At 72.8% G+C, this 24,799-nt stretch carries 28 protein-coding genes and 1 riboswitch; of the genes, 11 read left to right on the top strand and 17 right to left on the bottom strand.

The genetic code is table 11. The features are described from left to right. The first annotated feature begins 83 nt into the window (after positions 1 to 83). Genes FE374_RS03050 through FE374_RS03040 form a run of 3 tightly spaced genes read left to right on the top strand, consistent with a single transcriptional unit; the run spans position 84 to position 1,868 of the window. Positions 84 to 554, top strand: a complete 471-nt coding sequence (locus FE374_RS03050; protein WP_139927187.1) for a DUF4383 domain-containing protein — start codon at positions 84 to 86, stop codon at positions 552 to 554. A gap of 6 nt (positions 555 to 560) precedes the next feature. Further along, positions 561 to 1,430: an alpha/beta fold hydrolase gene (locus tag FE374_RS03045; RefSeq protein WP_139927186.1), complete on the top strand. Its 870-nt coding sequence runs from the start codon at positions 561 to 563 to the stop codon at positions 1,428 to 1,430. Between the two features lie 48 nt (positions 1,431 to 1,478). After that, a complete protein-coding gene (locus FE374_RS03040) occupies positions 1,479 to 1,868 on the top strand; it encodes a universal stress protein (protein WP_139927185.1) in 390 nt (129 codons plus the stop codon). An 88-nt stretch (positions 1,869 to 1,956) separates the two neighbouring features. On the opposite strand, the gene FE374_RS03035 is transcribed toward FE374_RS03040, so the two are convergent. Next, positions 1,957 to 3,405 (bottom strand): dicarboxylate/amino acid:cation symporter, encoded by a 1,449-nt coding sequence (locus tag FE374_RS03035; RefSeq protein ID WP_139927184.1) that lies wholly within the window; start codon positions 3,403 to 3,405, stop codon positions 1,957 to 1,959. A 508-nt stretch (positions 3,406 to 3,913) separates the two neighbouring features. Between FE374_RS03035 and rocD the strand changes: the two genes are divergently transcribed. Next, positions 3,914 to 5,122 (top strand): ornithine--oxo-acid transaminase, encoded by a 1,209-nt coding sequence (gene rocD, locus FE374_RS03030; RefSeq protein WP_223173626.1) that lies wholly within the window; start codon positions 3,914 to 3,916, stop codon positions 5,120 to 5,122. 289 nt (positions 5,123 to 5,411) lie between these two features. On the opposite strand, the gene FE374_RS03025 is transcribed toward rocD, so the two are convergent. The 3 genes from FE374_RS03025 to FE374_RS03015 form a co-directional block, all read right to left on the bottom strand. Beyond that, the gene (locus FE374_RS03025) at positions 5,412 to 6,335 is read right to left on the bottom strand and encodes a universal stress protein (protein ID WP_139927182.1); all 924 of its coding nucleotides are present in this window, start codon (positions 6,333 to 6,335) and stop codon (positions 5,412 to 5,414) included. Between the two features lie 301 nt (positions 6,336 to 6,636). After that, positions 6,637 to 7,437, bottom strand: a complete 801-nt coding sequence (locus FE374_RS03020; RefSeq protein WP_139927181.1) for a C40 family peptidase — start codon at positions 7,435 to 7,437, stop codon at positions 6,637 to 6,639. 2 nt (positions 7,438 to 7,439) lie between these two features. Next, positions 7,440 to 7,595, bottom strand: a riboswitch (cyclic di-AMP (ydaO/yuaA leader). A gap of 174 nt (positions 7,596 to 7,769) precedes the next feature. After that, the gene (locus FE374_RS03015) at positions 7,770 to 8,576 is read right to left on the bottom strand and encodes a metal-dependent transcriptional regulator (RefSeq protein WP_139927180.1); all 807 of its coding nucleotides are present in this window, start codon (positions 8,574 to 8,576) and stop codon (positions 7,770 to 7,772) included. 198 nt (positions 8,577 to 8,774) lie between these two features. Between FE374_RS03015 and FE374_RS03010 the strand changes: the two genes are divergently transcribed. Then, positions 8,775 to 9,800: a citrate/2-methylcitrate synthase gene (locus tag FE374_RS03010; protein WP_139927179.1), complete on the top strand. Its 1,026-nt coding sequence runs from the start codon at positions 8,775 to 8,777 to the stop codon at positions 9,798 to 9,800. Between the two features lie 8 nt (positions 9,801 to 9,808). On the opposite strand, the gene FE374_RS03005 is transcribed toward FE374_RS03010, so the two are convergent. Then, a complete protein-coding gene (locus FE374_RS03005; protein WP_139931279.1) occupies positions 9,809 to 10,447 on the bottom strand; it encodes a vitamin K epoxide reductase family protein in 639 nt (212 codons plus the stop codon). A 164-nt stretch (positions 10,448 to 10,611) separates the two neighbouring features. Here FE374_RS03005 and serC point away from each other — a divergent pair, with 164 nt between their 5' ends. The 3 genes from serC (at position 10,612) to FE374_RS02990 (ending at position 13,420) form a co-directional block, all read left to right on the top strand. After that, positions 10,612 to 11,724: a phosphoserine transaminase gene (gene serC, locus FE374_RS03000; protein WP_139927178.1), complete on the top strand. Its 1,113-nt coding sequence runs from the start codon at positions 10,612 to 10,614 to the stop codon at positions 11,722 to 11,724. Positions 11,725 to 11,850: 126 nt separating this feature from the next. Continuing rightward, positions 11,851 to 12,645: a hypothetical protein gene (locus FE374_RS02995; protein ID WP_139927177.1), complete on the top strand. Its 795-nt coding sequence runs from the start codon at positions 11,851 to 11,853 to the stop codon at positions 12,643 to 12,645. A 46-nt stretch (positions 12,646 to 12,691) separates the two neighbouring features. Then, complete coding sequence (locus tag FE374_RS02990; RefSeq protein ID WP_139927176.1) at positions 12,692 to 13,420, top strand: hypothetical protein; 729 nt, start codon at positions 12,692 to 12,694, stop codon at positions 13,418 to 13,420. Between the two features lie 15 nt (positions 13,421 to 13,435). Here FE374_RS02990 and FE374_RS02985 read toward each other — a convergent pair whose 3' ends face one another. From FE374_RS02985 to FE374_RS02965, 5 genes are all read right to left on the bottom strand, one after another. Next, entirely contained in the window at positions 13,436 to 13,666 is a 231-nt protein-coding gene (locus FE374_RS02985) for a hypothetical protein (RefSeq protein WP_139927175.1), read from the bottom strand. 139 nt (positions 13,667 to 13,805) lie between these two features. Then, positions 13,806 to 14,282, bottom strand: coding sequence for a heme-degrading domain-containing protein (locus tag FE374_RS02980; protein WP_139927174.1), 477 nt, complete (start codon positions 14,280 to 14,282; stop codon positions 13,806 to 13,808). Positions 14,283 to 14,325: 43 nt separating this feature from the next. Further along, entirely contained in the window at positions 14,326 to 15,678 is a 1,353-nt protein-coding gene (locus FE374_RS02975; protein ID WP_139927173.1) for an MFS transporter, read from the bottom strand. Beyond that, positions 15,675 to 16,112 carry a MarR family winged helix-turn-helix transcriptional regulator gene (locus tag FE374_RS02970; RefSeq protein ID WP_139927172.1) on the bottom strand — a complete coding sequence of 146 codons (438 nt, stop codon included), beginning with the start codon at positions 16,110 to 16,112 and terminating at the stop codon, positions 15,675 to 15,677. Before FE374_RS02970 ends, FE374_RS02975 begins: the two co-directional genes overlap by 4 nt. A 214-nt stretch (positions 16,113 to 16,326) precedes the next feature. Next, positions 16,327 to 17,799: an NCS2 family permease gene (locus FE374_RS02965; RefSeq protein ID WP_223173625.1), complete on the bottom strand. Its 1,473-nt coding sequence runs from the start codon at positions 17,797 to 17,799 to the stop codon at positions 16,327 to 16,329. 114 nt (positions 17,800 to 17,913) lie between these two features. On the opposite strand from FE374_RS02965, the gene FE374_RS02960 reads away from it, so the two are divergent. Then, positions 17,914 to 18,219, top strand: coding sequence for a DUF2530 domain-containing protein (locus FE374_RS02960; RefSeq protein WP_139927170.1), 306 nt, complete (start codon positions 17,914 to 17,916; stop codon positions 18,217 to 18,219). 9 nt (positions 18,220 to 18,228) lie between these two features. Here the strand turns inward: FE374_RS02960 and FE374_RS02955 are convergent, their stop codons facing one another. The 3 genes from FE374_RS02955 to FE374_RS02945 form a co-directional block, all read right to left on the bottom strand. Continuing rightward, positions 18,229 to 18,519 (bottom strand): hypothetical protein, encoded by a 291-nt coding sequence (locus FE374_RS02955; RefSeq protein ID WP_139927169.1) that lies wholly within the window; start codon positions 18,517 to 18,519, stop codon positions 18,229 to 18,231. Positions 18,520 to 18,622: 103 nt separating this feature from the next. Next, positions 18,623 to 19,915 carry an MFS transporter gene (locus FE374_RS02950; RefSeq protein ID WP_139927168.1) on the bottom strand — a complete coding sequence of 431 codons (1,293 nt, stop codon included), beginning with the start codon at positions 19,913 to 19,915 and terminating at the stop codon, positions 18,623 to 18,625. A 103-nt stretch (positions 19,916 to 20,018) separates the two neighbouring features. Beyond that, on the bottom strand, positions 20,019 to 20,381 hold the full coding sequence (locus tag FE374_RS02945; protein WP_139927167.1) for a hypothetical protein: 363 nt from the start codon (positions 20,379 to 20,381) through the stop codon (positions 20,019 to 20,021). 330 nt (positions 20,382 to 20,711) lie between these two features. Here FE374_RS02945 and FE374_RS02940 point away from each other — a divergent pair, with 330 nt between their 5' ends. After that, entirely contained in the window at positions 20,712 to 21,665 is a 954-nt protein-coding gene (locus FE374_RS02940; RefSeq protein ID WP_139927166.1) for a response regulator transcription factor, read from the top strand. Here the strand turns inward: FE374_RS02940 and FE374_RS02935 are convergent. Next, positions 21,616 to 21,999, bottom strand: coding sequence for a hypothetical protein (locus FE374_RS02935; protein ID WP_139927165.1), 384 nt, complete (start codon positions 21,997 to 21,999; stop codon positions 21,616 to 21,618). The genes FE374_RS02940 and FE374_RS02935 overlap by 50 nt on opposite strands. Positions 22,000 to 22,222: 223 nt before the next feature. Then, a complete protein-coding gene (locus FE374_RS02930) occupies positions 22,223 to 22,615 on the bottom strand; it encodes a hypothetical protein (RefSeq protein ID WP_139927164.1) in 393 nt (130 codons plus the stop codon). Positions 22,616 to 22,777: 162 nt separating this feature from the next. Here FE374_RS02930 and FE374_RS02925 point away from each other — a divergent pair, with 162 nt between their 5' ends. Further along, positions 22,778 to 23,662 (top strand): response regulator transcription factor, encoded by an 885-nt coding sequence (locus FE374_RS02925; protein ID WP_139927163.1) that lies wholly within the window; start codon positions 22,778 to 22,780, stop codon positions 23,660 to 23,662. Here FE374_RS02925 and FE374_RS02920 read toward each other — a convergent pair. Both FE374_RS02920 and FE374_RS02915 read right to left on the bottom strand, forming a co-directional pair. Then, positions 23,646 to 24,020 carry an Hpt domain-containing protein gene (locus FE374_RS02920; protein WP_139927162.1) on the bottom strand — a complete coding sequence of 125 codons (375 nt, stop codon included), beginning with the start codon at positions 24,018 to 24,020 and terminating at the stop codon, positions 23,646 to 23,648. The two genes, FE374_RS02925 and FE374_RS02920, sit on opposite strands and share 17 nt — an antisense overlap. After that, positions 24,020 to 24,796 (bottom strand): signal peptidase I, encoded by a 777-nt coding sequence (locus FE374_RS02915; RefSeq protein ID WP_139927161.1) that lies wholly within the window; start codon positions 24,794 to 24,796, stop codon positions 24,020 to 24,022. The genes FE374_RS02920 and FE374_RS02915 overlap by 1 nt, the downstream gene beginning before the upstream one ends. Positions 24,797 to 24,799 lie beyond the last annotated feature (3 nt).

Below are 24,799 nucleotides of genomic sequence, written 5' to 3'. Positions count from 1 at the left end.
GATGGGGGCGCGGACGCCCCGTACCGGATGCGCTTCGACCGCCCCGGCGGGACGCTGGTGGCGGAGAGTCGCGGAGGTCGACCATGGCCAGGGCCGAGAACCCCACCGTCCGGCGCCCCCGCGGGGTGCACCAGTGGCTCGCGCTGCTCGTCGGGGCCGTGTTCCTCGCCGTCGGCCTGTGGGGGTTCGCCCGGACGGGTCTGGACGGGCTCACCGATCCCGAGGTCCTCACCGCCCACGACGGCCCGACCCTGCTGTGGTTCACCGTCAACCCGCTGCACAACATCGTCCACGTGGTCGTCGGCGTCCTGGGCGTGCTGCTGTGGGCCGCGTCGGCTACCGCCCGGATCTACGGCTGGTTGCTGTTCCTGGGCTACGGCGCCGTGTTCGTCTACGGGCTGTTCGCGGTGGGCAACCCGGACATCGACCTGCTCCACCTCAACCAGGCGGACAACTGGCTGCACCTCGGCACCGCGCTGGTCGGCCTGCTCATCGCGGTGCTGCCGCGGCCGGGCCCACCGGTGGCCCGTGACACACCGGGCGTCCGGCCCTGAGCCGCCATGGACCGCCTCACCACCCTGCGCCGCGGCCGCCTCGTGTTCGACGTGCGGGACGACGGCCCGGACGACGGCGAGCCGGTCGTGCTGCTGCACGGTTTCCCTCAGGACTCCAGCTGCTGGGGGAAGGTGGCCCCGTTGCTGCACCAGGTCGGGTTGCGCACGCTGGCGCTGGACCAGCGTGGCTACTCCCCCGGTGCGCGCCCGCCCGGCCGTGGGGCGTACCGGCTCAGCTGGGTGGCGGCCGACGTCGTCGCGCTCCTGGACGCCGCGGGCCTGGCCCGGGCACATCTCGTCGGTCACGACTGGGGCGGGGCGGTGACGTGGGCGGTGGCGGCCGACGCACCCGAGCGGGTCGCGTCGGCGACGGTCCTGTCCACTCCTCACCCCCGGGCGTTCGCCCGCGCTCTGCCCCGCTCGGACCAGCCGCTCCGGTCCTGGTACATCCTGTTCGAGCAGCTGCCCGCGCTGCCCGAGCTCCTGCTCCGCGCGGGGCTTCAACGCGGCCTCCGCGACCGTGGCCTGCCCGCCGCGGACGCCGCCCGCTACGCCCGGCGCATGCGCGAACCCGGGGCCCTCACCGGCGCCCTGAACTGGTACCGCGCGATCCCCTTCTACGCCACCGCCCTGCCCGGCCGTGTCCGGGTGCCGGTGACCTACGTCTTCGGCGAGCACGATTTCGCCCTCAGTCGATCGGCGGCGGAGGGGTCCGCGGCCCTGGTCGACGGCGACTACCGGTTCGTCGCGCTCGACGCCGGGCACTGGCTGCCGGAGACCCGGCCGGACGAGGTGGCGCGCGCCGTCGTCGACCGGGTGCGCTCGGCACGAGGTGACCTTCATCACGGCCATCCGGACGGACTTTGGGATAATTAGGACCTCTTTCCCATGCGGCCGTGGGCGGGTCCACGCCATGATGCAGTCATGACCATCGTTGTGGGATACACGACCAGGCCAGAAGGCCGCGCGGCGCTCGAGCGGGCCATCGTCGAGGCGAAGGCGCACGAGGAGGACCTCGTCGTCCTCAACGTCTCCGAGGGCGACGGCGTCCGCGACCCGCTGCTGGCCAGCGAGACAGACTTGGACGAGGTGCGCGGGCTCCTCTCCCACGCGGGCGTGGAGGGCAAGGTCCGCCAGCTCGTCCGGGGCAAGGACGCCGCCGAGGAGATCGACTCGATCGCCACCGAGGTCGACGCGTCCCTCGTGATCATCGGCCTGCGCAAGCGCACCCCCGTCGGCAAGCTCGTGCTCGGCAGCAACTCCCAGCGGATCCTGCTCACGGTCGACGCCCCGGTGCTGGCCGTCAAGGCCTGATCCAGTTCGATCTCGACTCGTCACCACGACGACGACGGGCCGGTAGCGCGGAGTCCCGCGCTACCGGCCCGTCCGTCTGCCGGGGCTGTCAGCGGCGGGCGGCCGCGAGCTCCGGCTCCTGCCCGGCGGGAGCGGCGTCGGCCGTCTCCTGCGCGAGCTCGGCGTCCTCGTCCTCGGTGAAGAGGTCCTCGGCGTTGGCGGAGCGGTACTGCTCGACGTCGAGGATGCCCTCACGCTTGGCGACGATGACCGGCACGAGCACCTGGCCGGCCACGTTCACCGCAGTGCGGCCCATGTCGAGGATCGGGTCGATCGCGAGCAGCAGGCCGACACCCTCCAGCGGCAGGCCCAGGGTGGACAGCGTCAGGGTGAGCATGACGGTCGCGCCGGTCAGGCCGGCGGTCGCGGCGGAGCCGACCACCGAGACGAACGCGATGAGCAGGTAGTCCGTGATCGACAGGCTCACGCCGAAGAACTGGGCGACGAAGATCGCGGCGATGGCCGGGTAGATCGCGGCGCAGCCGTCCATCTTGGTGGTAGCGCCCAGCGGCACCGCGAAGGAGGCGTAGCCGCGCGGCACGCCGAGGTTGCGGTGGGTGACCCGCTCGGTCACGGGCATGGTGCCGATCGAGGACCGGGAGACGAAGGCGAGCTCGATGGCCGGCCAGGCGCCCTTGAAGTAGCTCAGCACCGACAGCCCGTGGGTCTTGAGCAGGATCGGGTAGACCACGAAGACCACCAGGGCGAGGCCTACGTAGATGGCGATTGCGAAGGTGCCCAGGGAGGTCAGCGAGGACCAGCCGTACGTGGCGATGGCACGGCCGACCAGGCCCAGGGTGCCCAGCGGCGCGAGGCGGATGATCCACCACAGCACCTTCTGGATGACGGCCAGCAGCGAGCGGTTGAAGGTGAGGAACGGCTCGGACTTCTGGCCGACCTTCAGCGCGGCGATGCCCACCGCGAGGGCGATGACGATGATCTGCAGGACGTTGAAGCTCACGCCGGTGGTCACGGCGCTGATGACGCCGTCGTCGCCGGTCTGGAGCTGCGAGGAGGCGCCCAGGCCGAGGAAGTTCAGCGGGATCAGGCCCTGGAGGAAGTCCAGCCAGCTGCCGGTCCGCCCGGGAGCACCGGCCTCGGCGGCGTCGACGCCGGAGTTCACGCCCGGCTGCATGACCAGGCCGAGCCCGATGCCGATCGCCACGGCGACCAGCGCCGTGATGGCGAACCACAGCAGGGTCTGCCCGGCGAGGCGGGCGCCGTTGGCCACGCCGCGCAGGTTCGCGATCGAGGCGACGATGGCGGTGAACACCAGGGGCGCGACCACGGCCTTGAGCAGGTTGACGAACGAGGAGCCGATCGTGCTGAGGGTGACGGTGAGCCAGTTCTCCTCGCCCTCGGGCGTCTTGCCGAGGCTCAGGGCGAGCCAGCCCAGGAGCACCCCGAGGGCGAGGCCGATGAGGATCTGCATGCTGAACGACGGCAGCCGCAGCCTGCGCCGCGGCGCGGCGGTGCCGGGCGTGGTGGTGGTGGCCATGGAGGACCTTTCGGGTGAGGCCGCGGTGCGCGGCGCAGGGCGACGGCGATGTAAAGCTGCCGTCACGACGGGGTTGGCGTCCGGGACAGGGCGCCGTGAGGCCAGAGAGACGAGGGGCTCGAGGTCGCGCGCGCGGGCGGCCGCTTAGGCGATCAGGGACGCGACGAGGAGCGGGGGTGCGGCATCGGCGCCGCGGGAGGAGTGGTCAGCGACAACAGCACAGGCACAGCGCGCGGACCGGGAGGTCGGCGGCACGGTGCACGGCGGTGTTGCGCATGCTGGTCACGCTCCATCTTTGTCGCGGGGATCGCCGGGAAGACTAACCCGATGCGGCCCGACGGCGTCCACTAGTACCGGCACCGTCTCATGACCTGGGATTCCCGACGCGGCGCGCCCCCTTCCCAACCCTCTCCGTCGCGCCCTACCGTCGGCATCAGACCAGTGATCGGAGACTCACGTGCTCGGACACCCCGACGCGCCCCACGCCCCCGCGCCCCGAGGGGCGGCTGTGACGCCGAGCGCCCTCGCCCCTAACTACCACCCGCTGCCCGTCGTGCTCGCCACGGGCGAGGGCTCGTGGGTCACCGACGTCCACGGCCGCCGGTACCTGGACTGCCTGGCCGGATACTCCGCGCTGAACTTCGGCCACCGCCACCCGGCGCTCGTGGCGGCCGCGAAGGCACAGCTGGACAAGATCACCCTGACCTCGCGCGCGTTCGAGCACGAGCTCCTCGAGCCGTTCGCGCGGGCCGTGACCGAGCTGACCGGCTCGGAGATGCTGCTGCCGATGAACACCGGCGCGGAGGCGGTCGAGACGGCGGTGAAGGCCGCCCGCAAGTGGGGGTACGACGTCAAGGGCGTCCCGGACGAGGCGGCCACGATCGTGGTGACCGAGGGGGCGTTCCACGGCCGCACCACCACGGTGGTGTCGATGAGCGAGGACCCGCAGATGCGGGACGGCTTCGGGCCGTACACCCCCGGCTTCCGCATCGTGCCCTACGGGGACGCCGACGCCGTCGCCGCGGCGATCGACGAGACGACCGTGGCGGTGCTGGTCGAGCCCGTCCAGGGCGAGTCGGGCGTCATCGTCCCGCCCGCGGACTACCTGCCCCGGCTCCGCGAGCTCTGCTCCGCCACGGACGTGCTGCTCGTGCTCGACGAGGTCCAGTCCGGCCTGGGCCGCACCGGCACCACGCTCGCCCAGGACCTCGCCGGTGTGCGTGCGGACCTCACCACCCTGGGCAAGGCGCTCGGCGGGGGCATCTTGCCGGTGTCCGCGGTGGTCGGGCGCCGCGACGTGCTCGAGGTGTTCAGCGCGGGCACGCACGGCTCGACGTTCGGTGGCAACTCGCTGGCGTGCGCCGTCGGGCTGGCCGTGGTGGACCTGCTCGCCCCGGGTGACCTGCAGGCCAGGGCCGGTGCGCTGGGCGTTGTGCTCCACGAGCGGGTCGAGGTGCTGGTGGCGCGGGGACTGCTGGCGGGCGCCCGGACGGTCGGGCTGTGGGCCGGCCTCGACGTGGAGCCCGCGCTGGGCCTGAGCGGCTACCAGACGTGCCAGCGGCTCGCGGCACGCGGGATCCTGGTCAAGGAGACGCACGGCACGACGATCCGCCTGTCACCGCCGTTGAACATCGCCGAGGACGACCTGCACCTGGCGCTGGACACGCTCACCGACGTGCTGCACGAGGAGGCCGTGGAGGCGGGGCGCACGCCCTGATCTGGGCGGGACACGGCGAGCTGCCCCAAATTGCGCCGGTCGTTCCGGGTGCGCGGGGGCCCGCGGAGCGCTTCGATAGAGGTGCGCGCGGGAGCGGATCGCCAGAACCGGTCTTCTGCTCGGCGCCAAGCAGCGCACCACCTACGGACATGGTGGGCACCCCAGGTGCCCACCACGGGGGCGTGCCGGTCGTGGTCGGCGGCACGCGAGACGGAGGGTGCGGCGGGAGTCCCACCCGTCGCACCCTCCGCACGTCCGGGCTACGGACGCCGGTCGTCGATGCGGCCCGTCACGCGTTCCACGGCACGTCGGTCGGGCTGAGGCCCTCGTCCTTGATGCGGGCGGGCACCACCATCACGGGCGACGCCGCGTGGTGCAGCACCGCCTGGCTGGTGGAGCCGAGCAGCAGCCCGGCGAAGCCCCCGCGTCCGCGGGTGCCGACGACGACGAGCTCGACGGCGGTGGAGAACTCCGCCATCAGCGCCGCCGCGTTCCCGTCCAGCGCGTGCTGACGCACCCGCACCTGACGGTCGCCGACCGCGGCGGTCACCGCGACGCCGAGGCCCTCGCGGACGTCGGCGAGCACCTCATCGCGGTCCACCGTGGCCGGCAGCCACGCCATGGCGCCGGCGCCGGTGGCGATCGGCACCGCGGCGACCGCGGACAGCTCGGCGTCCCACAGGGCCGCCTCGTCCACGGCGCGTCGCAGGGCGATCTTCGCCGAGTCCGAGCCGTCCACGCCCACCACGATGCGCCGCACCGGCGTGTACGAGCGGCCCTCCCGGACCGGGACGATCACCGCGGGGCAGTGCGCGTGCGCGGGCAGCGCCGAGGAGACGGTGCCGAGCAGGCGGTCGGTGAAGCCGCCGCCGCCGCGCGTGCCGACCACCACCAGGCTCGCCTCGCGGGACAGGTCGACCAGCACCCCGGCCGGGTCACCGGCCTCGAGAGCGGAGGTGACGACCACGCCGGAGCTGGCGGTGCGGGCGAGCGCTTCGTCGATCACGGCCTGCGCGCCCTGTTGGATGGCGGTGTCGTCCATGGCGGCGTACCCGCCGTCGAGCGAGGCGGCGGTGAAGGACGGCAACGCGTAGGCGCACACGATGTGGAGCCGCCAGCCGGTTCTCTTCGCCTCGGCCACTGCCCAGTCCACCGCGGCGAGGCTCGCCTCGGAGCCGTCGACGCCGACGACCACTACCTTCTCGTGCGCCATGACCCGCCCTTCCGTCGCTTGGTCATCCTTTGACCTCATTGTGCCCCGTTCTCGCCCATGCCGGGCCAGGACATGCTCGGAGGACTCGAACGCGTCCCGTTTGTCGGGCTGAGCGGGTGAATGAGCCGGCTGGGCGTTGCGGCACGGTCGGGACATGGGGAGCTTCGTCCCGGTGCGTACGCTCGACCGGTCCCAGCCCTTCGGTCACCCGGCAGCCTCGCCTCTACGACGAACGGCCCGCCCCCTGCAGGGACGGGCCGCTCGAGCGAGACGACGATCACGCCTTGTTCTGGACCGGAGGTCAGGCCACCCGGATGAACGTCGGGTTCGCGCGGTAGAGCGGCGTCTCCGCCAGTGGGGTGCCGGGGTTGCGGGCCGCGATGTGGTTGCCGTTGCCGGTGTAGATGCCGACGTGGCCGGGCCACCACACCAGGTCGCCGGGCTGCGCCTGGGCCGCCGAGACCACGGTGCCGGCGCCGCTCTGGGCGCTGGAGGACCGGGGCAGGTTGATGCCGAAGTGGGCGAAGACGTAGCTGGTGAAGCCCGAGCAGTCGAAGCCGGCCGGGGTGCCGCCGCCGTACACGTACGGCGTGCCGATGAACTGGCGGGCGTAGTTGACGATCGCACTGGCCGAGGCCGACGGCGCCGGTGCGGCGGCCGCAGCGGGAGCGGCCTGCGTGGCGGCCGGCAGCTCGGCACGCGCGCCGGAGCGGGACGCCGCAGCGGTCTCGCGCTCGACGACGGGCTCGGGCTCGACGACGGGCTCCGGCTCCGGCTCGGGGGCCGGGGTGGCCTCCGCCGTGACGGTCTCGACGCTCCAGGTGACGTCCGCGGGGACGGTCACGGTCGGCGTGGTGACCATGGCGGTCACGGCCTCGGCGGCCGCCGCAGAGATGTCCACCTTCGGCATGGCCGAGGTGTCGCCGTCGGCGGGGGCAGCGTTGGCGCCCGTCGCCGCAACGGTGAGGACGAGGCCCGACGCAGCGACGGCGGCCAGGCCACGGCGGGCCTTGCGTCCGACGCCCCGGCCGAGCACGGTCAGAGGGGTGCTGGGACGACGCGGGGCGCGGTGGCGCGCGTCGACGTTGGTGCTGATGGTCACGTACTGCCTCTCCTGGCTGCCTGCGGGGTGAGCTGTCGGGTTCGGGTGAGAGGTCACCCGGCGGGCCGTCTCCGGCCGCGCTTTACCCCAAGGGCCTGGATGCCCAGGTCCGAGATGTGGGTCCCCCGCCCCTGCCGCGGTGTCGGGTCAACCCCGGGTGGCGGCAGGGTTCGGTCCCCGCCCGGGGGCCTCGGAAATGGAGGTTTCCATGAGGCGGTTGCGAGACTACGTGGTCGCAAACCCAGATGTCACGGTTGTGTAACGAACCGTGGCGTAGATCACGAAACGGTCACGAGCCAGGACGGCGTGCGTGCGCGGCCCGTATCAGCACGTCAGCGCGTCACGAAGAGGTGCCGCGTGATGTCCTCCGGCAGGTCCAGCACGGTGTCCGAGCCGGGAGCGTGCAACGAGACCAGCTCGAGCTCGGGCCGCACGGTCACCTCTACCCGCACACCCGGGCGCAGACCGGCATCGGCCATCCGGCCGAGCAGGTCGACGTCCACCTGGAGGGGTTCACCGATCCGTGCCAGCTCGACCTCGAAGGGCACCGTCTGCGACTCCGCCCCCGCGCCGCCCGCGGCGTGGGCCACCGCCGCCCCGGTCACCGCCGCGTGGACCACCACGCTGCGCGTGGCACCCACCGCCCCGGCGGGCACGCGCTCGGCCGCGACGTCGGCCAGCGAGCGCACCTCGACGTGCGGCAGGGTCGCGAGTGCGTCGTCGCCCAGGTGCTCCAGGCCGGGGATCGGGTTGCCGTACGGGTCCACCCGGGGGTGGCCGAGCAGCTCGACGAGCCGGCGCTCGACCCGCTCGCTCATGACGTGCTCCCAGCGGCACGCCTCCTCGTGCACGAATGGCCAGTCCAGCCCGACGACGTCGGTGAGCAGTCGCTCGGCGAGGCGGTGCTTGCGCATGACCTTGGTGGCCCGCGCCCGGCCCTCGTCCGTCAGGCGGAGCTGGCGGTTGCCGGTCAGCACGAGCAGACCGTCACGCTCCATCCGGGCGACGGTCTGCGAGACGGTCGGGCCGGAGTGCCCCAGCCGCTCGGCGATGCGGGCGCGCAGGGGCACCACGCCCTCTTCCTCAAGCTCGTAGACCGTCTTGAGATACATCTCCGTCGTGTCGATCAGGTCGCTCACGCGTCCCACGCTCCTTGTGCCTGACGCCGCCCGGCGCCGTCGGCCCGGCACCGCCGGGAGTCTTCTAGGCCCAGGATAGGGAGGTCCGCCGACAAGAGGGCAGGGCCGCAGCTCCCGAGGGCCCGGCGGGACGGTCGAGCCCCGTACCGGCCGGACCGATTCTTCCTCCCGGCCCGCGGGCGCCTATCCTGCGCGGTGATGTCCACCACACCTGACGCCCGCACCCCCGGCGACGGCACGGACGGCGCCGCGATCTTCGCGCTGGCGCCCGCGACCGGCACCCCGGTGTACCGCGGCCGGCCGGTCGCGGACCTGCTCGGCACCCCGTTCGAGCGCCTGTGGGGCCTCCTGGTGGACGGCACGGACTCGTCCGGCCTGCCGCCCGCCGAGCCGTTCAACCTCCCGGTGCGCACGGGCAACGTGCGGGTGGACGTGCAGTCGGCGCTCGCCCAGCTGACGCCTGTCTGGGCGTACCGGCCCCTCGTGGACATTCCGGCGAGCCAGGCCCGGGAGGACCTCGCGCGGGCGTCGGTGATGACGCTGAGCTTCGTCGCCCAGTCGGCCCGCGGCGAGGACGTGCCCGCGGTGCCGCAGCGTGAGGTCGACCTCGCCCGCACGATCACCGAGCGTTTCCTCGTGCGGTGGCGCGGTGAGGCGGACCCGGCCGCGGTCGCGGCGCTGGACACCTTCTGGCTCACCCTCGCCGAGAACGGGCTCTCCCCGTCCACCCGTACCGCACGGCTCGCCGCCGAGCAGGGCGCCGACGTCGCAGCGTGCCTCTCGGCCGCCGTCGCCGTGGCGAGCGGGCCGCTCGGGGGCGGCGGCTCGGCCAGGGCGCTGGCGCTGATGGAGCAGGCCGAACGCACCGATGACCCGGCCGCCGTCGTCGCGGAACATCTTGCCCGGGACGGCAGGCTGCCCGGGTTCGGGGACCCCCACCTGCCCGACGACGCGCGCGGCGAGCTCTTGCGAGCGGCCTGCCTGCGGGTGGGTGCCGCCCGTCTGGACGTGGCCGAGGCGGTCGCCCAGGCCGGCGGAACGGCGCTCGCCCGGGCCGCCGACGGTGACGCGGCCGGCTACCGGCCCGGCGCGCTGTTCTGGGGTGCGGTCCTGCTGGACCACGTCGGCGTGCCGGCCAACCTGCTCGCGGCCCTGTACGTGTGCGGGCGCACGGCGGGCTGGTCCGCGCACGTGCTGGAGGTTCAGCGCGCCCTACGCGGCTGACCGGCGCGTCAGCCGAACAGCTCGTTGTGGTACTTCACGATGATGGCGGCGGCCAGGAGCACGAACACCACGACGACGGCCGCGTAGTCCACACCCGTGCGCAGCAGCGACATCGCGCGGGCATGGGTACCGGGCCGCAGGCGGAAGTTGTTCTGAAGGATGTTCACCCGCAGCAGGCTGGTGAAGACGGTCGTGGTCGAGGCGGTGACCAGCAGGCACCACGGGCACAGCGCACCGATGACCAGGTACGACTGCGCGAAGAGCCAGTAGGCGAACACGAGCCCGAGGAGGTACACGCCCTGGGCCGTGACCATGAACCACCGGGGGAAGCGCACGCCGGCGAGCGAGGCCAGCGCGATCGTGACGACCACCGGCTCCGTGACCAGCCCCAGGAAGGCGTTCGGGAAGCCGAACAGGCTCGCCTGCCACGCCTGGGCGACGGTGCCGCAGGAGATCGCGCTGTTGATGTCGCAGGTCAGCACCACATCGGGGTTCGCGGCCAGGCGCACCGCATCCACCGACAGCACGAACGACGCGATCAGGCTGAGCACGGACGAGGCCAGCATCAGGGCGAACGGTCGCCGCACGGCCCGGCGTAGCCAGGTGCTGTCGGTGTCGAGGGCGCCCGCGGGCGCGAGGTCGGTCATGGTCACGTCGGCTCCGTGGATCGGCTGGGCGGCACATCGAGGTGCGCCGCCCATCATCTGGTGCAAATCGGGCAGGGAGTGGGACGAAGGGCTCAGGCGTCCCTCGCGCGCGGCGGTGGACACCGGCGCGGACGGGATGACGACGGATGGGATGATCCGCAGTCATGGAGACCGTCACCATCCCCACCCACCTGCTCCCGGCGGACGGCCGCTTCGGTTGCGGGCCGAGCAAGGTGCGCCCGGCGCAGGTCGACATGCTCGCCGCCCTGGGCACCACCGTGCTGGGCACCTCCCACCGTCAGGCGCCCGTGCGTCACCTGGTGCGCCGCGTCCGCGAGGGGATCGCCGCGCTGCTCGGCGCCCCGGACGGCTACGAGGTGGTGCTGGGCAACGGCGGGTCGACGGCCTTCTGGGACGCCGCGACCTTCTCCCTCGTCCGCGAGCGCGCGCAGCACGCCGACTTCGGCGAGTTCGGCCACAAGTTCGCCACGGCCACCGACCGTTCGCCGTTCCTGGCCGCCTCCGACATCCGCGCCGCCGCCGCTGGCGACCTGGCCCGCTGCGCGCCGGCGGAGGGCGTCGACGTCTACGCCTACCCGCACAACGAGACGTCCACCGGGGTGGTGTCCCCGGTCGAGCGGGTGGCCGACGACGGCGCCCTGACGGTGGTGGACGCCACCTCGGCCGCCGGCGGCGTCGCCGTCGACCTCGCTCAGACCGACGTCTACTACTTCGCACCGCAGAAGAGCTTCGCGGCCGACGGCGGGCTCTGGCTCGCCGTGCTGTCCCCCGCTGCCCTGGCGCGCGTGGCCGAGGTCACGGCCTCGCGGTGGGTGCCGGACTTCCTCGACCTGCAGCTCGCCGTCGACAACTCGCGCAAGGACCAGACGCTGAACACGCCCGCGGTCGCCACGCTGGTGCTGCTCGCGGAGCAGGTCGACTGGCTCAACGAGAACGGCGGCCTGGACTGGGCCTCCGGGCGGACGGCGGCCTCGTCGGCCGCGCTGTACGGCTGGGCCGAGGCGCACCCGCTCGCCACACCGTTCGTGGCCGAGCCGGCGCACCGCTCCCCCGTGGTCGGCACCATCGACTTCGTCGAGACGGTGGACGCGCAAGCCCTGGCGGCCACGCTACGGGCCAACGGCATCGTCGACGTCGAGCCCTACCGCAAGCTCGGCCGCAACCAGCTGCGTGTCGGCATGTTCCCTGCCGTCGACCCGGGCGACGTCCTTGCCCTCACCGCCTGCGTCGACCACCTGCTGGAGCGAATGGGGTGACCAACCGGGGCAGGTCCGGTCCGGAACCGTGTGCGTTCGGCAACGTTCGTGAACCGTTCTGTCATGTTTTCGTCAAGGATGCCGAATACTAGGACAGGACCACCCCGAAACTCCCGGAGACACACGATGCACCCGGCTCCCCGCCACCTCGCCCGCGCCGCCGCCGCCGTGGGTGCGATCGCGGTGCTCGCCGGCTGCGCCTCTCCCAAGCCCTCTGTCCTGGTGGTCGACGAGGTGCCGGACGTCTCCGTCGCCACCGATGACGCCGCCGCCGGTGCCGGTGTCACCAGCGAGGCTGCCGACTCCGCCCTGTCCGCGGCGGAGCCCGGCTCGACCAAGGCGGCGCTGGCCGAGGGCGTCGCGGTCGAGGACCTCGGCCTGCTCAGCACGGACCAGCACGACGTCGCATTCGGCACGGTCGTCAACCGCACGGCCGCCACGGTGCGGGTGACCGTCGGCATCACCACCTACGACGCCGACGGCGCGGTCCTGTCCAAGGACTCCACGGCCGAGGTACAGGTCCCCGGCCGCGAGTCGACCCTGTTCGTGGCCGACGTCTTCGCGCCAGAGGGCAGCACCGTGGCCACCCTGGACGCCACGCACTCGGTGGTGGCCACCCTGGCCGAGAAGACCTCCGTCCCCGGCGCCGGTCACACCAAGACGCCGAAGGCGGGCCTACGGCTCGACGGGCTGACCATCCACGACGACCCGCTCAACCCCACCATCACCGGCCGCCTCGCCTCGACCCTCCCGCAGGATCTCGAGGCAGTCCAGGTCAGCGCCGTGTGCACGGCCGACGGCGAGCCGGTCGCCGCGGGGTACGGCCACGTGCCGACGGTCGCGGCCGGCGGCACCGCCCGGTACGAGATCCTCCTCTTCGGTTCTACCCCGCAGGAGTGCCAGGTGGTGGCGACACCGTAGATGTCACCGCCCGGTGGCAGGGTGACCGCCATCGGAGGTGAGGCCGGTGTTCGTGCTCGACGGCGAGGCAGTGCTGGAGCCCGGCGACCTCGCGCGCGCCGCGGACTGCGAGTGGGCGGTGCTGCACGAGGTCGAGGCGCGCCTCGGCGGGCTGCGTGAACTGACCGCCGGCGACGACAGCGCGACGGAGGCGTGGACGGCGGCGCCAAGGCACGCGGGGTCACCGGGGGCGGCGCCGGACCACACCGGCGACGTGCGGGCGGCGCTCCAAGGCGCGTTCGGCCGGGCCGGAGTGTGCGAGCTGCCCGCCCCGCGCGACGGCGAGGAGCTGAGGGCCCACCACGATGCCACGCTCGCGGCCCTTCGCCCGGGCATCGAGGCCGTCCACGGCGGCGGGTTCTTCGATGGACGTTTCCACGGTCGGATCGATCTCCTGATCCGGGACGACGACGTCTGGGTCGCCCAGGAGGTGCCACCGCCGGGGCGCTCCCGGCACGAGTCGTCGCTCCGGCTCGCGGCCTGCTACGACGGGCTGACCCGCGCGGGAGTCGCCGTCGTGACGGAGGCACGGCTCCTGCTGCAGAACGGCACCACGACGAGCCTGGAGCTGACCACCGTCGTGCCGGTCTACCGCACGTGGCGGGCGCGGCTCGAGACTCTGGTGGACGAACGGCGGCACCGAACGGCCACCGGAGCACCCGTCTCGGTGCGGAGGTGCGGCCGCTGCCCGGCGTGCCAGGCGGCAACGAGCATGGGCGGGCGGTTCACGCCATGAGTGACCCACCCCTGGTCACGACATGGGCGATCCCGGTCCCGTCAGCTCCTCGCCGGGCCCCTCGTCCGTCCGCAGCACCGGCTTGTCCTCCGGCTCGCCTGACGTCACTCCGGTGGCCTCGACGTCCTTGTCGGCCACCGCGTCGTCGTCGAGCCGGGTGTCCTGCAGGTTCTTGGCGGCGGCGTCCGCAAGGGCCTTCGCCTCGTCTGCCTTCTCGCGGGCGCTGCCCGCCGTCGACTCGCTCATCGAGCTGCCCTCCCGTGTCAGTGGACCCACGATGACGTGCGGGACCGTCGGTAGACCCACGATGACGTGCGGGAGAAGGGGCCGCAATGCGGGCGGTGGTGCTCGTCGGCGGGCGGCCGCGCGCCCGTCCGGGCGGCCGTCACGCGCGGGTATCGAGGTACCGCCGCAGCTCGGTGACGACGAACTCGTGGTCCTCCCGCTGCGGCAGGCCCGAGACGCCGACCGCACCGAGCAGCGCACCGCCGGTGTGGACCAGCGGGAAGACACCGCCGTGCGCGGCGAACGCGGCGGGGTCGAGCCGGCTGTCGCGGTCGAAGTCCTTGCCCGCGACCCGGAACTGCTCACCGACACCCATGGAGCTGCGCCCGTACCGCAGCACGACCGCCGTCTTCCGCGCCAACCACCCGTCGTTGTCGGCGCTGGACCCCTCGAGCGCGGCATGGAAGACGCGCTGTCCGGCGAGCACGATGCCGATGGCGATCGGCAGCCGACGCTCAGCGGCGGCGGCGCGCATCTGGCTGCCCAGCATCCAGGCGTCGTCCTTGCCGAATGTGGGCACTCGCAGCTCCGCCTCCTCGGCCAGGAGCTGTTCGTGGAAGGCGGTGGACTCGGTCATGGGACCTCACCCTAGAAGGCAGGTGCCATCCGTGCGGCGCGGACTATGCCGTCTCGCTGCCCTGCTGTGCCTCGTCCTTGGCGAGGGTGGCCTTGGCCAGCTCGCGCTCCGCCCGCTCGGCCTGGTGGGCATGCCGCTCGCCCGGGCCCTCCACCACGAGGTGAGGCCGCCCGAGCCGCTGGTAGCGCACCTGCACGTGCCAGGACCGCTTGACCCACAGGGCCGCGACCACCGCCACCAGGATCGAGGCGATGGCGCCGACGCCGACCGACCAGCGCGGACCCCAGGCCTCCGAGACCCACCCGATCACGGGTGAGCCGATGGGCGTGGTGCCGAGGAACACCATCATGTACAGGCTCATCACGCGGCCGCGCATAGCGGGCTCGGTGGACATCTGCACCGCGGTGTTCGCCGCCGTCATCATGGTCAGGGAGAACAGCCCGACCGGGATGCACAGCAGCGCGTACAGCTCGTAGGTGGGCATGAACGCCTGGACGCCCATGGTCACCCCGAACGCGAGCGCCGCACCGATGACGAGGCGGACGCGGGGGTGCTTGCGCCGGGCGGCCAGCAGCGCGCCGGTGAGCGAGCCGATGGCCAGGATCGAGCCGAGGATGCCGTACTCCCCCGCCCCCTTGCCGAAGGCCTCCCTGGCCATGACGGCGGACGTGAGCTGGAAGTTCAGACCGAAGGCTCCCACGACGCCGACGACCACCATGATCACCACGATGTCCGAGCGCCGTCGCACATAGGCGAGTCCCGCACGCACCTGTCCCTTGCCGCGTGGGGCGTGGGGAAGCTCGTGCAGCTCACGGGTGCGCATGAGCGTCAGGGAGAAGATCGTCGCGGCGAAGGAGACCGCGTTGATGATGAAGACCCAGCCCGGCCCCACCGCCGCGATGAGCAGCCCGGCAAGGCCCGGCCCGATCAGGCGGGCCGCGTTGAAGGAGGTGGAGTTCAGCCCGACGGCGTTGGGCAGGTCGCTCGCGGGAACCATCTCCGCGACGAACGTCTGGCGCACCGGGCCGTCCAGCGCGCTGACCACACCCAGCGCCAGGGCGAAGACGTAGACGTGCCACAGCTCGGCGGTCTCCGTGAGCACCATGACGCCCAGGCCGGCGGCGAGCACTCCCAGCCCGGCCTGGGTGCCGATGAGCAGCTTGCGGCGGGGCAGCCGGTCGGCGAGCACACCGGCCACCGGGCTGAGCAGCAGGACCGGCAGGAACTGCAAGGCGGTGACGATGCCGACGGCGAAGCCGGAGTCGTCCGAGAGGACGGTGAGCACCAGCCAGTCCTGGGCCACCCGCTGCATCCACGTGCCGACGTTGGCGACGAGGGCACCGACGAACCAGAGGCGGTAGTTGAAGTAACGCAGCGAGTAGAAGGTACGGGTCACTTCTCCACCATCCTTCGCAAGATGACGGCCGCCTGGGCGACGGTGTCCCGCTCGGCCGGCGTCAGCCCAGCCAGGCCCTTGTTCAGCCAGGCGTTGCGGCGGCGCTTGATCTCCTTGACCAGCTCCCGGCCGGCCTCGGTGGCCGCGACGACGACGTGCCGCTTGTCGTCGGGGTTGGCCGCCCGGGTGACGAGCCCACGTTCCTCGAGGGCGGCGACCGTGCGGGTCATCGAGGGTCGCTGGACCTTGTCGTGCTCGGCGAGCTGGCCCGGGCTCATGGGTCCGATGTGGACGAGGGCGGACAGCACGGAGTGCTGGGCCTCCGTGAGCGCGCCGGACTCACTGCGAAGCCGGCGGGAGAGGCGCAGGACAGCGATGCGCACGTTGGTCGCCAGGTCGGGTCGACCGGCACGGGACGAAAGGTTGTCTGACATACCGGTGCCATGCTAGATCGTTAGCACCGCTAATTACTAGAGGTAACTACCGGAGGTGCGGTGAGGTTGCGCACTGTGAGCATGGGCCTGCTCGGGCGCCGTCGCGGGGAGTCTCGCCCTGGCGTGGCCGGCAGATGCGCGGAGGCCCCCACCCGCGACTGCTCGCGGGTGGGGGCCTCCAGGAGGAGCGACCGGCCGAAGCGGCCGGACCGGCTCAGAGACCCAGGGCGTTCTCGATCGGCCCGAGCGCGAAGTACACGACGAACAGGGCGGCGACCACCCACATCAGCCAGTGGACCTGGCGCGCCCCGCCCTTCTTGGCGGCAGCGAGCACGACGTAGGCGACGAAGCCGGCGCCGATGCCCACGGTGATCGAGTACGAGAAGGGCATCAGGACGATGGTGAGGAACGCCGGGATGGCGATCGCGGCGTCGCGCCAGGTGATCTCGGTGACCTGCATCATCATGAGGAAGCCGACGATGACCAGGGCTGGCGTGGCGGCCTCGTACGGGACGAACGCGGCCAGCGGGGAGAGGAAGGTCGCGAGCAGGAACGCGATGCCCGTGACGATCGAGGCGAGGCCGGTACGGGCGCCGTCGCCCACGCCCGTGGCGGACTCGATGTAGCTGGTGTTGGAGGACACCGCGGCGGCACCGCCGGCTGCAGCGGCGATGGAGTCGACCACGAGGATGCGGCGGGTGTTGGGCGGGTTGCCCTCGGCGTCGAGCAGGTCGCCCTCGGCGCCGATGGCGACCATCGTGCCCATCGTGTCGAAGAAGTCGGCCAGCATGATGGAGAAGATGAGCAGCAGGGCGGCGAGCGGCCCGATCTTCTCGAAGGCACCGAAGAGGGAGAACTGGCCGAGCGTGGCGAAGTCGGGTGCCTGGACCGGGGAGCCGTTGAGGGCGGGGACGGTGAGGCTCCACCCGCCGGGGTTGTCCTCGGGGGACAGGATGCCCAGGTCCCCGACCGCCTCGATGATCGCGGCGAGCACCGCGGCGACGACGATGCCGATGAGGATGGCTCCGCGGACCTTCCGCACCATGAGGATCGCGATGGTGAACAGGCCGACGATGAACACGATCGACGGCCAGCCGAACAGCGAGCCGTTGACGCCGAGCTGGAGCGGGGTGCCACCACCGGTGCGCACGATGCCGGAGTTCACCAGGCCGACGAGGGCGATGAACAGGCCGATGCCGACGGAGATGGCGACCTTGAGCTGGTGCGGGACGGCCCGGAAGATCGCCTGCCGCAGCCCGGTGAGGACGAGGACGAGGATGACGAGGCCCTCGAGGACGATGAGCCCCATCGCGTCGCCCCACGTCATGCCAGGCATCTGCACGATCGTGAAGGCGAGCAGGGCGTTGATCCCGAGCCCGGCGGCCAGCGCGAGCGGGTAGTTGGCGACGGCGCCCATGAGGATGGACATCAGGCCCGCGACGAGCGCGGTACCGGCGGCGACCGCGGGGAGGTTGGGCCCGTCCGTCCCGCCTCCGAGGAAGGCGCCCGTGGAGTCCGGCGTGGACAGGATCAGCGGGTTGAGTACGAGGATGTAGGCCATCGCGAAGAAGGTGACGATGCCACCTCGTACCTCGCGGCCCACGGTCGAGCCACGCTCGGTGATGCGGAAGTAGCGGTCCAGACGACCGACGGACGTGGGGGGCGCGCTCGGCGCAGCAGTGCTCACGTCGGCCGATGGTCCCACAACGACCACATATCGGGAAGTGCGTCTCACGTTTTGCGCCGGCGGTGATCGATTCGCTTCGCGCCGCCGTGGCGGCCTGCCGTTTAGGATCGGGTCATGCCCGACCTCAACTTGTTCGAGCGGCGGCCGGACCCCCCGCCGGCCAAGGTCAACGCGCTCACGATGACCGTCGCCGGCACGCTGGTGTGGGCAGTGGCCACCGCGGTGGTCGCGATCCTGATCGGGCGGGGTGCGGTGCCCCAGCGGTACCTCGGCGTGTGCCTCGCCGGCCTGACCATGGGCGCACTCGCCATCGGGTGGGGTTTCGTGCACGAGCGCCGGGCGCGCCGCGGACGGCTCGCTGCTGCGCCGGCCGGGCGGGAGGAGCCGGAGACCGCCGGCAACGGTCCGACGGCGCGCTAGGGACCGCAGTCAGCGCACCAAGAACCAGCGGTTGCCCGCCCGACGCTCCAAACGGACCCGACCGACCTGCGCGAGCGTCCGGACCGCACGTTCGACCCGACCGGCCACGTCGTCGGCGTCTCCGTCCTCGTCGGCGGTGAACCGCACGCTCACCACCGCCTCGCCGCGCACGACCGCCACCTCACGGGCCTCGACCGTGGCCAGCGCGGCCGCCGCGTCGGCGGCCGCCGGCAGGACGGACTCCGGCTCGGTTCCGGGCAGCAGGGTCCCGACGCTCAGCCTGACGCGGTAGGACGGCACCGAGACCCCTCCCCCGGTGACCGACGGGCCTCGGCGCCGCAGCCGTCGTTGCCCGTGCGTGCGGCGCGGCCGAGGGTGACGCGCGCTGCGCCGTGGGGCCTGGTCATGTGATGAGTCCGGCCTGGCGGCGGGTGGTGCGGTTGGCGTGGACGGACCACCGGGGCACCCACCGCAGCAGCGCGGCCGCGGCCCCCGCGCCAAGCAAACCGGTGACCCATATCCCGGCAGCGAGCGAGCCGAGGGCGGCGCCGGCGGAGACGACGAGCGGGCCGAGCGCACCGCCGCTGTCCTGGAGCACCCGCCAGGCGCCCAGGAACCGGGCGCGGCCGGACGCGGGCGAGACGTCCGCGCCGAGCGTCATGAGGATGCCCGAGCTCATCCCGTTGCCCAGCCCCATGAGAGCGGCCACCACGGACATGCTCGCGACGGTGTGGGTGAAGGGCAGCGCGATCATGGCCGCGCCCATCACCAGCATGGAGGGGACGCCGATCCACAGCCGGCCCATCCGGTCCATGACCTTGCCCGCCGGGTAGAACAGGAGCATGTCGACGGCACCGGCGAGGCCGAAGATGAGCGAGGTCGTGGCGGGGTCGAGACCGAGGTACTCGCCCCAGAGGGGCAGGACCGTCTGGCGTGCCCCGCGCACGGCGCCCACGAGGAGCACCGCGACGCCCAGGGTGCTGAGCACCTTCCGGTGCGCGTACAGCACCTCGAGCATCGACGGGCCAGCGTGGGCCCGTCGGGCTTCGCGCCCTGCGGCGCGGCGCTGACGCAGCGTCCCGGCGGCGGGCAGCGCACTCCGGGCCGTGTCGTCGCGGGCGAGGGCGACCGTCACGGTGGCGGCCAGCGCGGTCCCGACACCGAGCAGGTACGCGTAACCCAGCTCACCGCCGTGGATGACGGCGGCGCCGGCGAACGGCCCGAGGAACTGGCCGATGCGGTGCACGCCGGCGAGGGTCGAGAGCACCCGGGCCCGGCGCAGGGGTGGCGTGATCTCGGTGAGGTAGGAGTGCCGGGCGAGGTTGAACACCGCCGCGGCGGCGCCGGTGGCAAGGACGGCGACGGCGAGCAGAACCAGGCTCGTGGCCGCGGCCGCACCGGCGAACGCGCCGGCGGCGACGACGCCGGCCAGGATCATCGCCCGGCGGTCGCCCACGCGGGCCGCGAGGGAGCCGGCCGGCAGGTCGGCAAGGATCTGCCCGACGGGCAGCAGTGCGGCCACCACGCCCGCGACCGCGAGGCTGGAGCCGAGGCCTACCGCCGAGGGGACGATGATCGGCAGCATCGCGCCCACGCCGATCGCGAAGACCAGTGAGGGCAGCAGCGCGCCGAGCACCACTGTGCGGAACGGGAACATGGGCCCGTCGGCGTCCCGGGTGCGTGGAGCGGAAGTCATGATGGAGCCCATCATGGCCCGCGGCCCCGCCGGGGACCTGGCCCGACCATCCAGCGCCGCCCCCTGCCGCGGCGGTGACCTGGTCGAGACTCGCGCTAGCAGGTCAGGGTGTGGTCACCATGCTGGTGCCGAGCACCGGGGTGAGGGCCGCCTTGGTGCCCGCGGCGAGCTGGAGCAGCTCGGGCAGTGCGTCCCGGGCGGGCCGGAAGTTGCCACGCCGCAGGCTCGGCTCGAGCGAGTCGGCGAGGTCGGCGAGCTGATGGGCGCCGACGACGGTGCTGGCCCGGCGCAGTCCGCGCAGCGTGACCAGTGCGTCGGCGCTGTTGTAGGCGGCCAACGCGCCACGCAGAAAGTAGAGGCGTTCTTCCAGGGTGGCGAGGTAGCGGCCGACGATCTCCCGGACGCGCTCGGCCCCGGCCTCGTGCTCCAGTGCTGTCAGCACCGCAGATTCCACCACCGGGTTCATCGCGCTCCTTCACGTCGGGCCCGTGCGAGGCCGCGCCGGCACCGGGGTGCGCCCAGCACACCATCGGAGCAATTCAGCCAATGCCGGCCGCTAGATGAAGCCAGGATGATTACTTGCCTCACCCCGCACGGATTTCGGGGTGACCGGGCCCCGCTGCCAGGGTGAGGCGGTGTCCGGAGTCCTGGAGGCGGGAGGCACGGCCACGACCTGCGGCGGGGTTGTGCGGCGCGTCGTCGGGTCCCAACGCGAGGAATGATTGTTTACGGTTGTCGACAACTGTTATCTAATTGGTCCGATGAGAACGCCACAGTCGTAGTAATGTCTCGATCGATGTCCGAAACGGGGGAGCAGCGCACGGCCGTCGTCGTCGAGGACGACGACGACATTCGTGGTCTGCTCGTGGCGGTCCTGACCCAGGCCGGCTTCACGGTGCACTCGGCGGCCACCGGACGCGACGGCGTGGAGCGGGTGCGTGCGCACGAGCCGCTCGTGACCACGCTGGACATCTCCCTGCCGGACATCGACGGCCTCGAGGTGGCGCGGCGGATCCGGATGTTCTCCCCCACCTACCTGGTGATGCTCACCGCGCACGCCGACGAGGTCGACACGCTCCTAGGGCTGGAGGCGGGCGCCGACGACTACATCACCAAGCCGTTCCGCCCCCGAGAGCTGCGCGCCCGCGTGGAGGCGATGCTGCGGCGCCCGCGGCAGTTCGTGGGGGTCGCCGCGGCCGCCGCCACGACGTCGCACCGCACAGGCGACTCGAGCGGTCACCTGCCGCGTGCCGTGCCGCCGGGGCCGGACCGACTCGCCCCCGCGATGACGGCCACCGTGGTGGAGGTCGGCGCGGAGCGGCACGGCGGGGTCACCACGGAGCGGCACGGCCGCGCGCCCGCGGGCGCCGTTGCGCCGTCGCCCGCCCGCCGCTCGCCCGGCCGCGCTGCGCCGTCGCCCGCTGGTCTGCTCAGCCACGGAGGCCTGCGCCTGGACGTCAGCGCGCAGGAGGTGTTCGTGGACGGCGTTGAGGTGCACCTGACCCCGACCGAGTTCTCGCTGCTGGGCGCGCTGCTCCGGGCGCCGGGCACCGCGGTGGCCAAGACCGCGCTGGTGGGGCACCTGTGGGCCGGGAACTACACCTTGTCCGGCGCCGTGGCCGACGCCGACCGTCGTGGCCTCGAGGTCCACATGGCGAACCTGCGCCGCAAGCTCGGAGACGACGCCGCGAACCCGCGGTTCATCGAGACCGTGCGGGGCGTCGGGTACCGGATGTTGCCGGCTCGCTGAGCACGGCAAGGAGCGCTCGGGCTGTCGCGGCGGCGCTCTGCAGGATCTCGGGCAGTGCCGCGCGGGCCGGGGCGTACCTGCCGCGGGACAGCGCCGGTTCCACCTCTTCGACGAGAGCGGCGAGCTCGCGGGCCCCGACGAGCGCGCTGGCGCTGCGCAGGCCGCGCAGCGCGATGATCGCCCGCTCGGTGTCGCAGCCCGCAAGGGAGGCACGCAGGTGGTACACCCGCTCGTCGAGGGTCGCGAGGTAGCTGCCGACGATCGTCTGCGCGCGCGCGGCGCCGACGTCCTCGACGAGCGCGCTGAGCGCCTCGCGGTCGATGATCTCCTCCACGGCGATGCCTTCCCTGTCCGGTCGCGGGCAGCCCTCGCGGCCGCACGGCCCCCAGCGGGACAGCACATCAGGACGGCGACTCACCGATTCGTGGATCGAGAGGTGAAATGGGGATGAACCCGTCCGGCTCACCCTGTGGGCGCGAGGGTGAGATAGGGGTAGGCGGGGCGATTCTTGGACGGCGCCGGGTGAGCGCAGTCAGGCGGCAGCCAGTGTGCGCGACTCAGGCGACGGCACCGGCGGGCACCGCACGACGCGCCACCAGCGCGCCGGTGGTCACCGCGGCGATGATCTCGATCTCCGCCAGGGCGGCCCCTACCTCGGCGAGCACCCCGGCGGCGAGCGCCTCGGACAGCGCGGCGACCGAGCCGGCCATCCCCTCGGCCCCGACCATGACGGAGGTGACGTGCAGGCTCAGGGCCGCCTCGTGGACCTCGTCGAGGTCCGCGGTGACGGCCGCGCGGTGCAGGTGCGCGACCCGCTGCTCGAGGAGCTCCAGGTAGCAGCCGGCGAAGCGGTCCGCCTCGACCACGCCGACGTCGGCCACCAGCCCGTCCAGGGCGGCGGCGTCCAGGACCGACTCCCTGCCGGCGGCGTACCAACTGTGGCCGTTCATCGCCAGGATCGTACCGCCGTCGTCCGGTACAGGCACCCGGCACGCCGCGACGGTCGCACCGTCCGCGGCAGCGCGATCTCCACACGTCCGACAACGGCTCCGTCTGTACTCATCGCCCCCACCCACCCGGCGTGTTTCGGACGTTTCCATTAGTTTGTAGTCATGGAGGAATCCGAGGTGCGCGCCGCCGTCGTCGTCGAGGACGACGGCGACATCCGCGACCTCCTGATCTCCGTGCTGACCCAGGCCGGCTTCGACGTGCACGCCGCGAGCACGGGCACCGCGGGCGTCGAGCTGGTGCGCGAGCACTGCCCCATCGTGACCACGCTCGACGTGTCGCTGCCGGACATCGACGGGTTCGAGGTGGCGCGCCGAGTGCGCGGCTTCTCCGGCACCTACATCGTCATGCTGACCGCCCACGACGAGGAGATCGACACCCTCATGGGCCTGGACGCAGGTGCCGACGACTACATCACCAAGCCGTTCCGGCCCCGCGAGCTTCGCGCGCGGATCCAGGCGATGCTGCGCCGGCCTCGGCAGCTGGCCGGCGTCGCGTCCTCGCTGGCCGCCGCGTCCGCGGCGTCAGCCAGTGCGGGCGCTGTAGGTGCGGCCCCGCGCCGTGACCCAGTCGGTGCACCGGACAGTGCGGCCTCGCCCGCACCCGCCGGCGCCGGTGCCGCCTCCGCGTTCGACGCGGCCGCCGCGGCCGACGACTGGGACGGCGTCCTGACCCACAACGGGCTGCGCCTCGACATCGACGCCCGGCTCGTCGACGTCGACGGCACACCGGTGCACCTGACGCGCACCGAGTTCGACCTGCTCGCTGCGCTGCTCGCCGCCCCGCGGCGGGTGCTGCCCAAGGTCGAGCTCGTCCGGGACGTGTGGCCGGAGGAGTACGGGAGTGGCGCGTTCGTCCGTGACGCCGACAAGCGGGCGGTGGAGGTTCATGTCGCGAACCTGCGGCGCAAGCTCGGCGACGACGCCGCCCACCCCAGGTTCATCGAGACCGTCCGCGGCACCGGCTACCGGCTCACGCCGAAGCGCTGACCACCCCGGGCACCGGCCGGGCGAGGAACGCGAGCAGGGCCCGCGCCGTCGCCGTGGCCAACGCCGCCAGGTCGCACAGGACCAGCCGCGCGGCCGCCAGGGCGCCGGCCCGCAGCTGTGTGGCCAGCGCGCGGGAGACCTCGGCGAGGGCCTGCGCCCCGACCATCGCACTCGAGCTGTGCAGGCTCAGCGCCACCACCCACGCCGCCTCGGCGTCCTCCCCGGCGAGGGCCTCGGTCAGGTGCTGGACCCGGGCGTCCAGGAGATCGAGGTAGTGATGGGCGAAGGAGCAGGCGGCGTCGGGGCCCAGCTCGTCGCACAGGGCACACAGCGCGACCGGGCACAGCACCTCGCTCATCAGGCGGCGTCCACAAGCTCACGGTCGCGGGCCGGCTCGTCGCGGCGGTGACGCGGGCCGTGCGTGCGGGCGGCTGTGTCCTGCTTGGTGGATGCGGCGCGGGTGGGCGTGAGCTCCTCGCGCACCGTGCGGTTTGCGGGGCCGACGGCGGTCGTCTCACCGTTCATGGCCGGGACCTCGGCGACGTCGTGCTGCGCCGAAGAGGTGACGGCCGCGAAGGCGGCGCCGGGCGCCGCGGCAGCCACGGACTTGCGGCGCTCCCGCACAGCGCCTACCAGCTGGGCGACGGCGTAGGCCAGCAGCGCGGTCGCGGCCACCCCCACGCCCGTCTGCTTCTGGTTCCCGTCCAGCGCGGTGGCAAGGTAGCCGGCGTAGGGCACGTGGTACTGCAGCACCCCTCGCAACTGCGTGGCAGTCAGCGTCCAGGAGTCGGCGGCGCTGTTGGCGTCGCCCTGCGTGCCGAAAGAGATGCTGCCATCAGAGCTCAGCGTGCGGGAGACGATGCGGTGGGTGACGAGCGTGGGGTCGTCCGGGTGCGGCATAAACGTGACGACGTCGCCGATGTTCAGCTTCGCGGCATCGGCCTCGCCGTCGATTGTCTGGACGACCACCTGGCTGCCGGTGGGGATGGTGGGCTCCATCGAACCGGTGAGGATCGTCAGGGGCACCCAGCCCGTTACCCGTGGGACGAGCACCATGAGAAAGGCGAGCACGACGACGACGGCGAGGACCAGCCAGAGGGCGACGCTTCCGGCACGGCGCGCGATGGAGCTCATGGT

Origin of the sequence: Georgenia yuyongxinii (assembly GCF_006352065.1) — a bacterium.
Classification (GTDB): Bacteria; Actinomycetota; Actinomycetes; order Actinomycetales; family Actinomycetaceae; genus Georgenia; species Georgenia yuyongxinii.
This window is presented reverse-complemented; position numbering and strand designations above follow the sequence as displayed.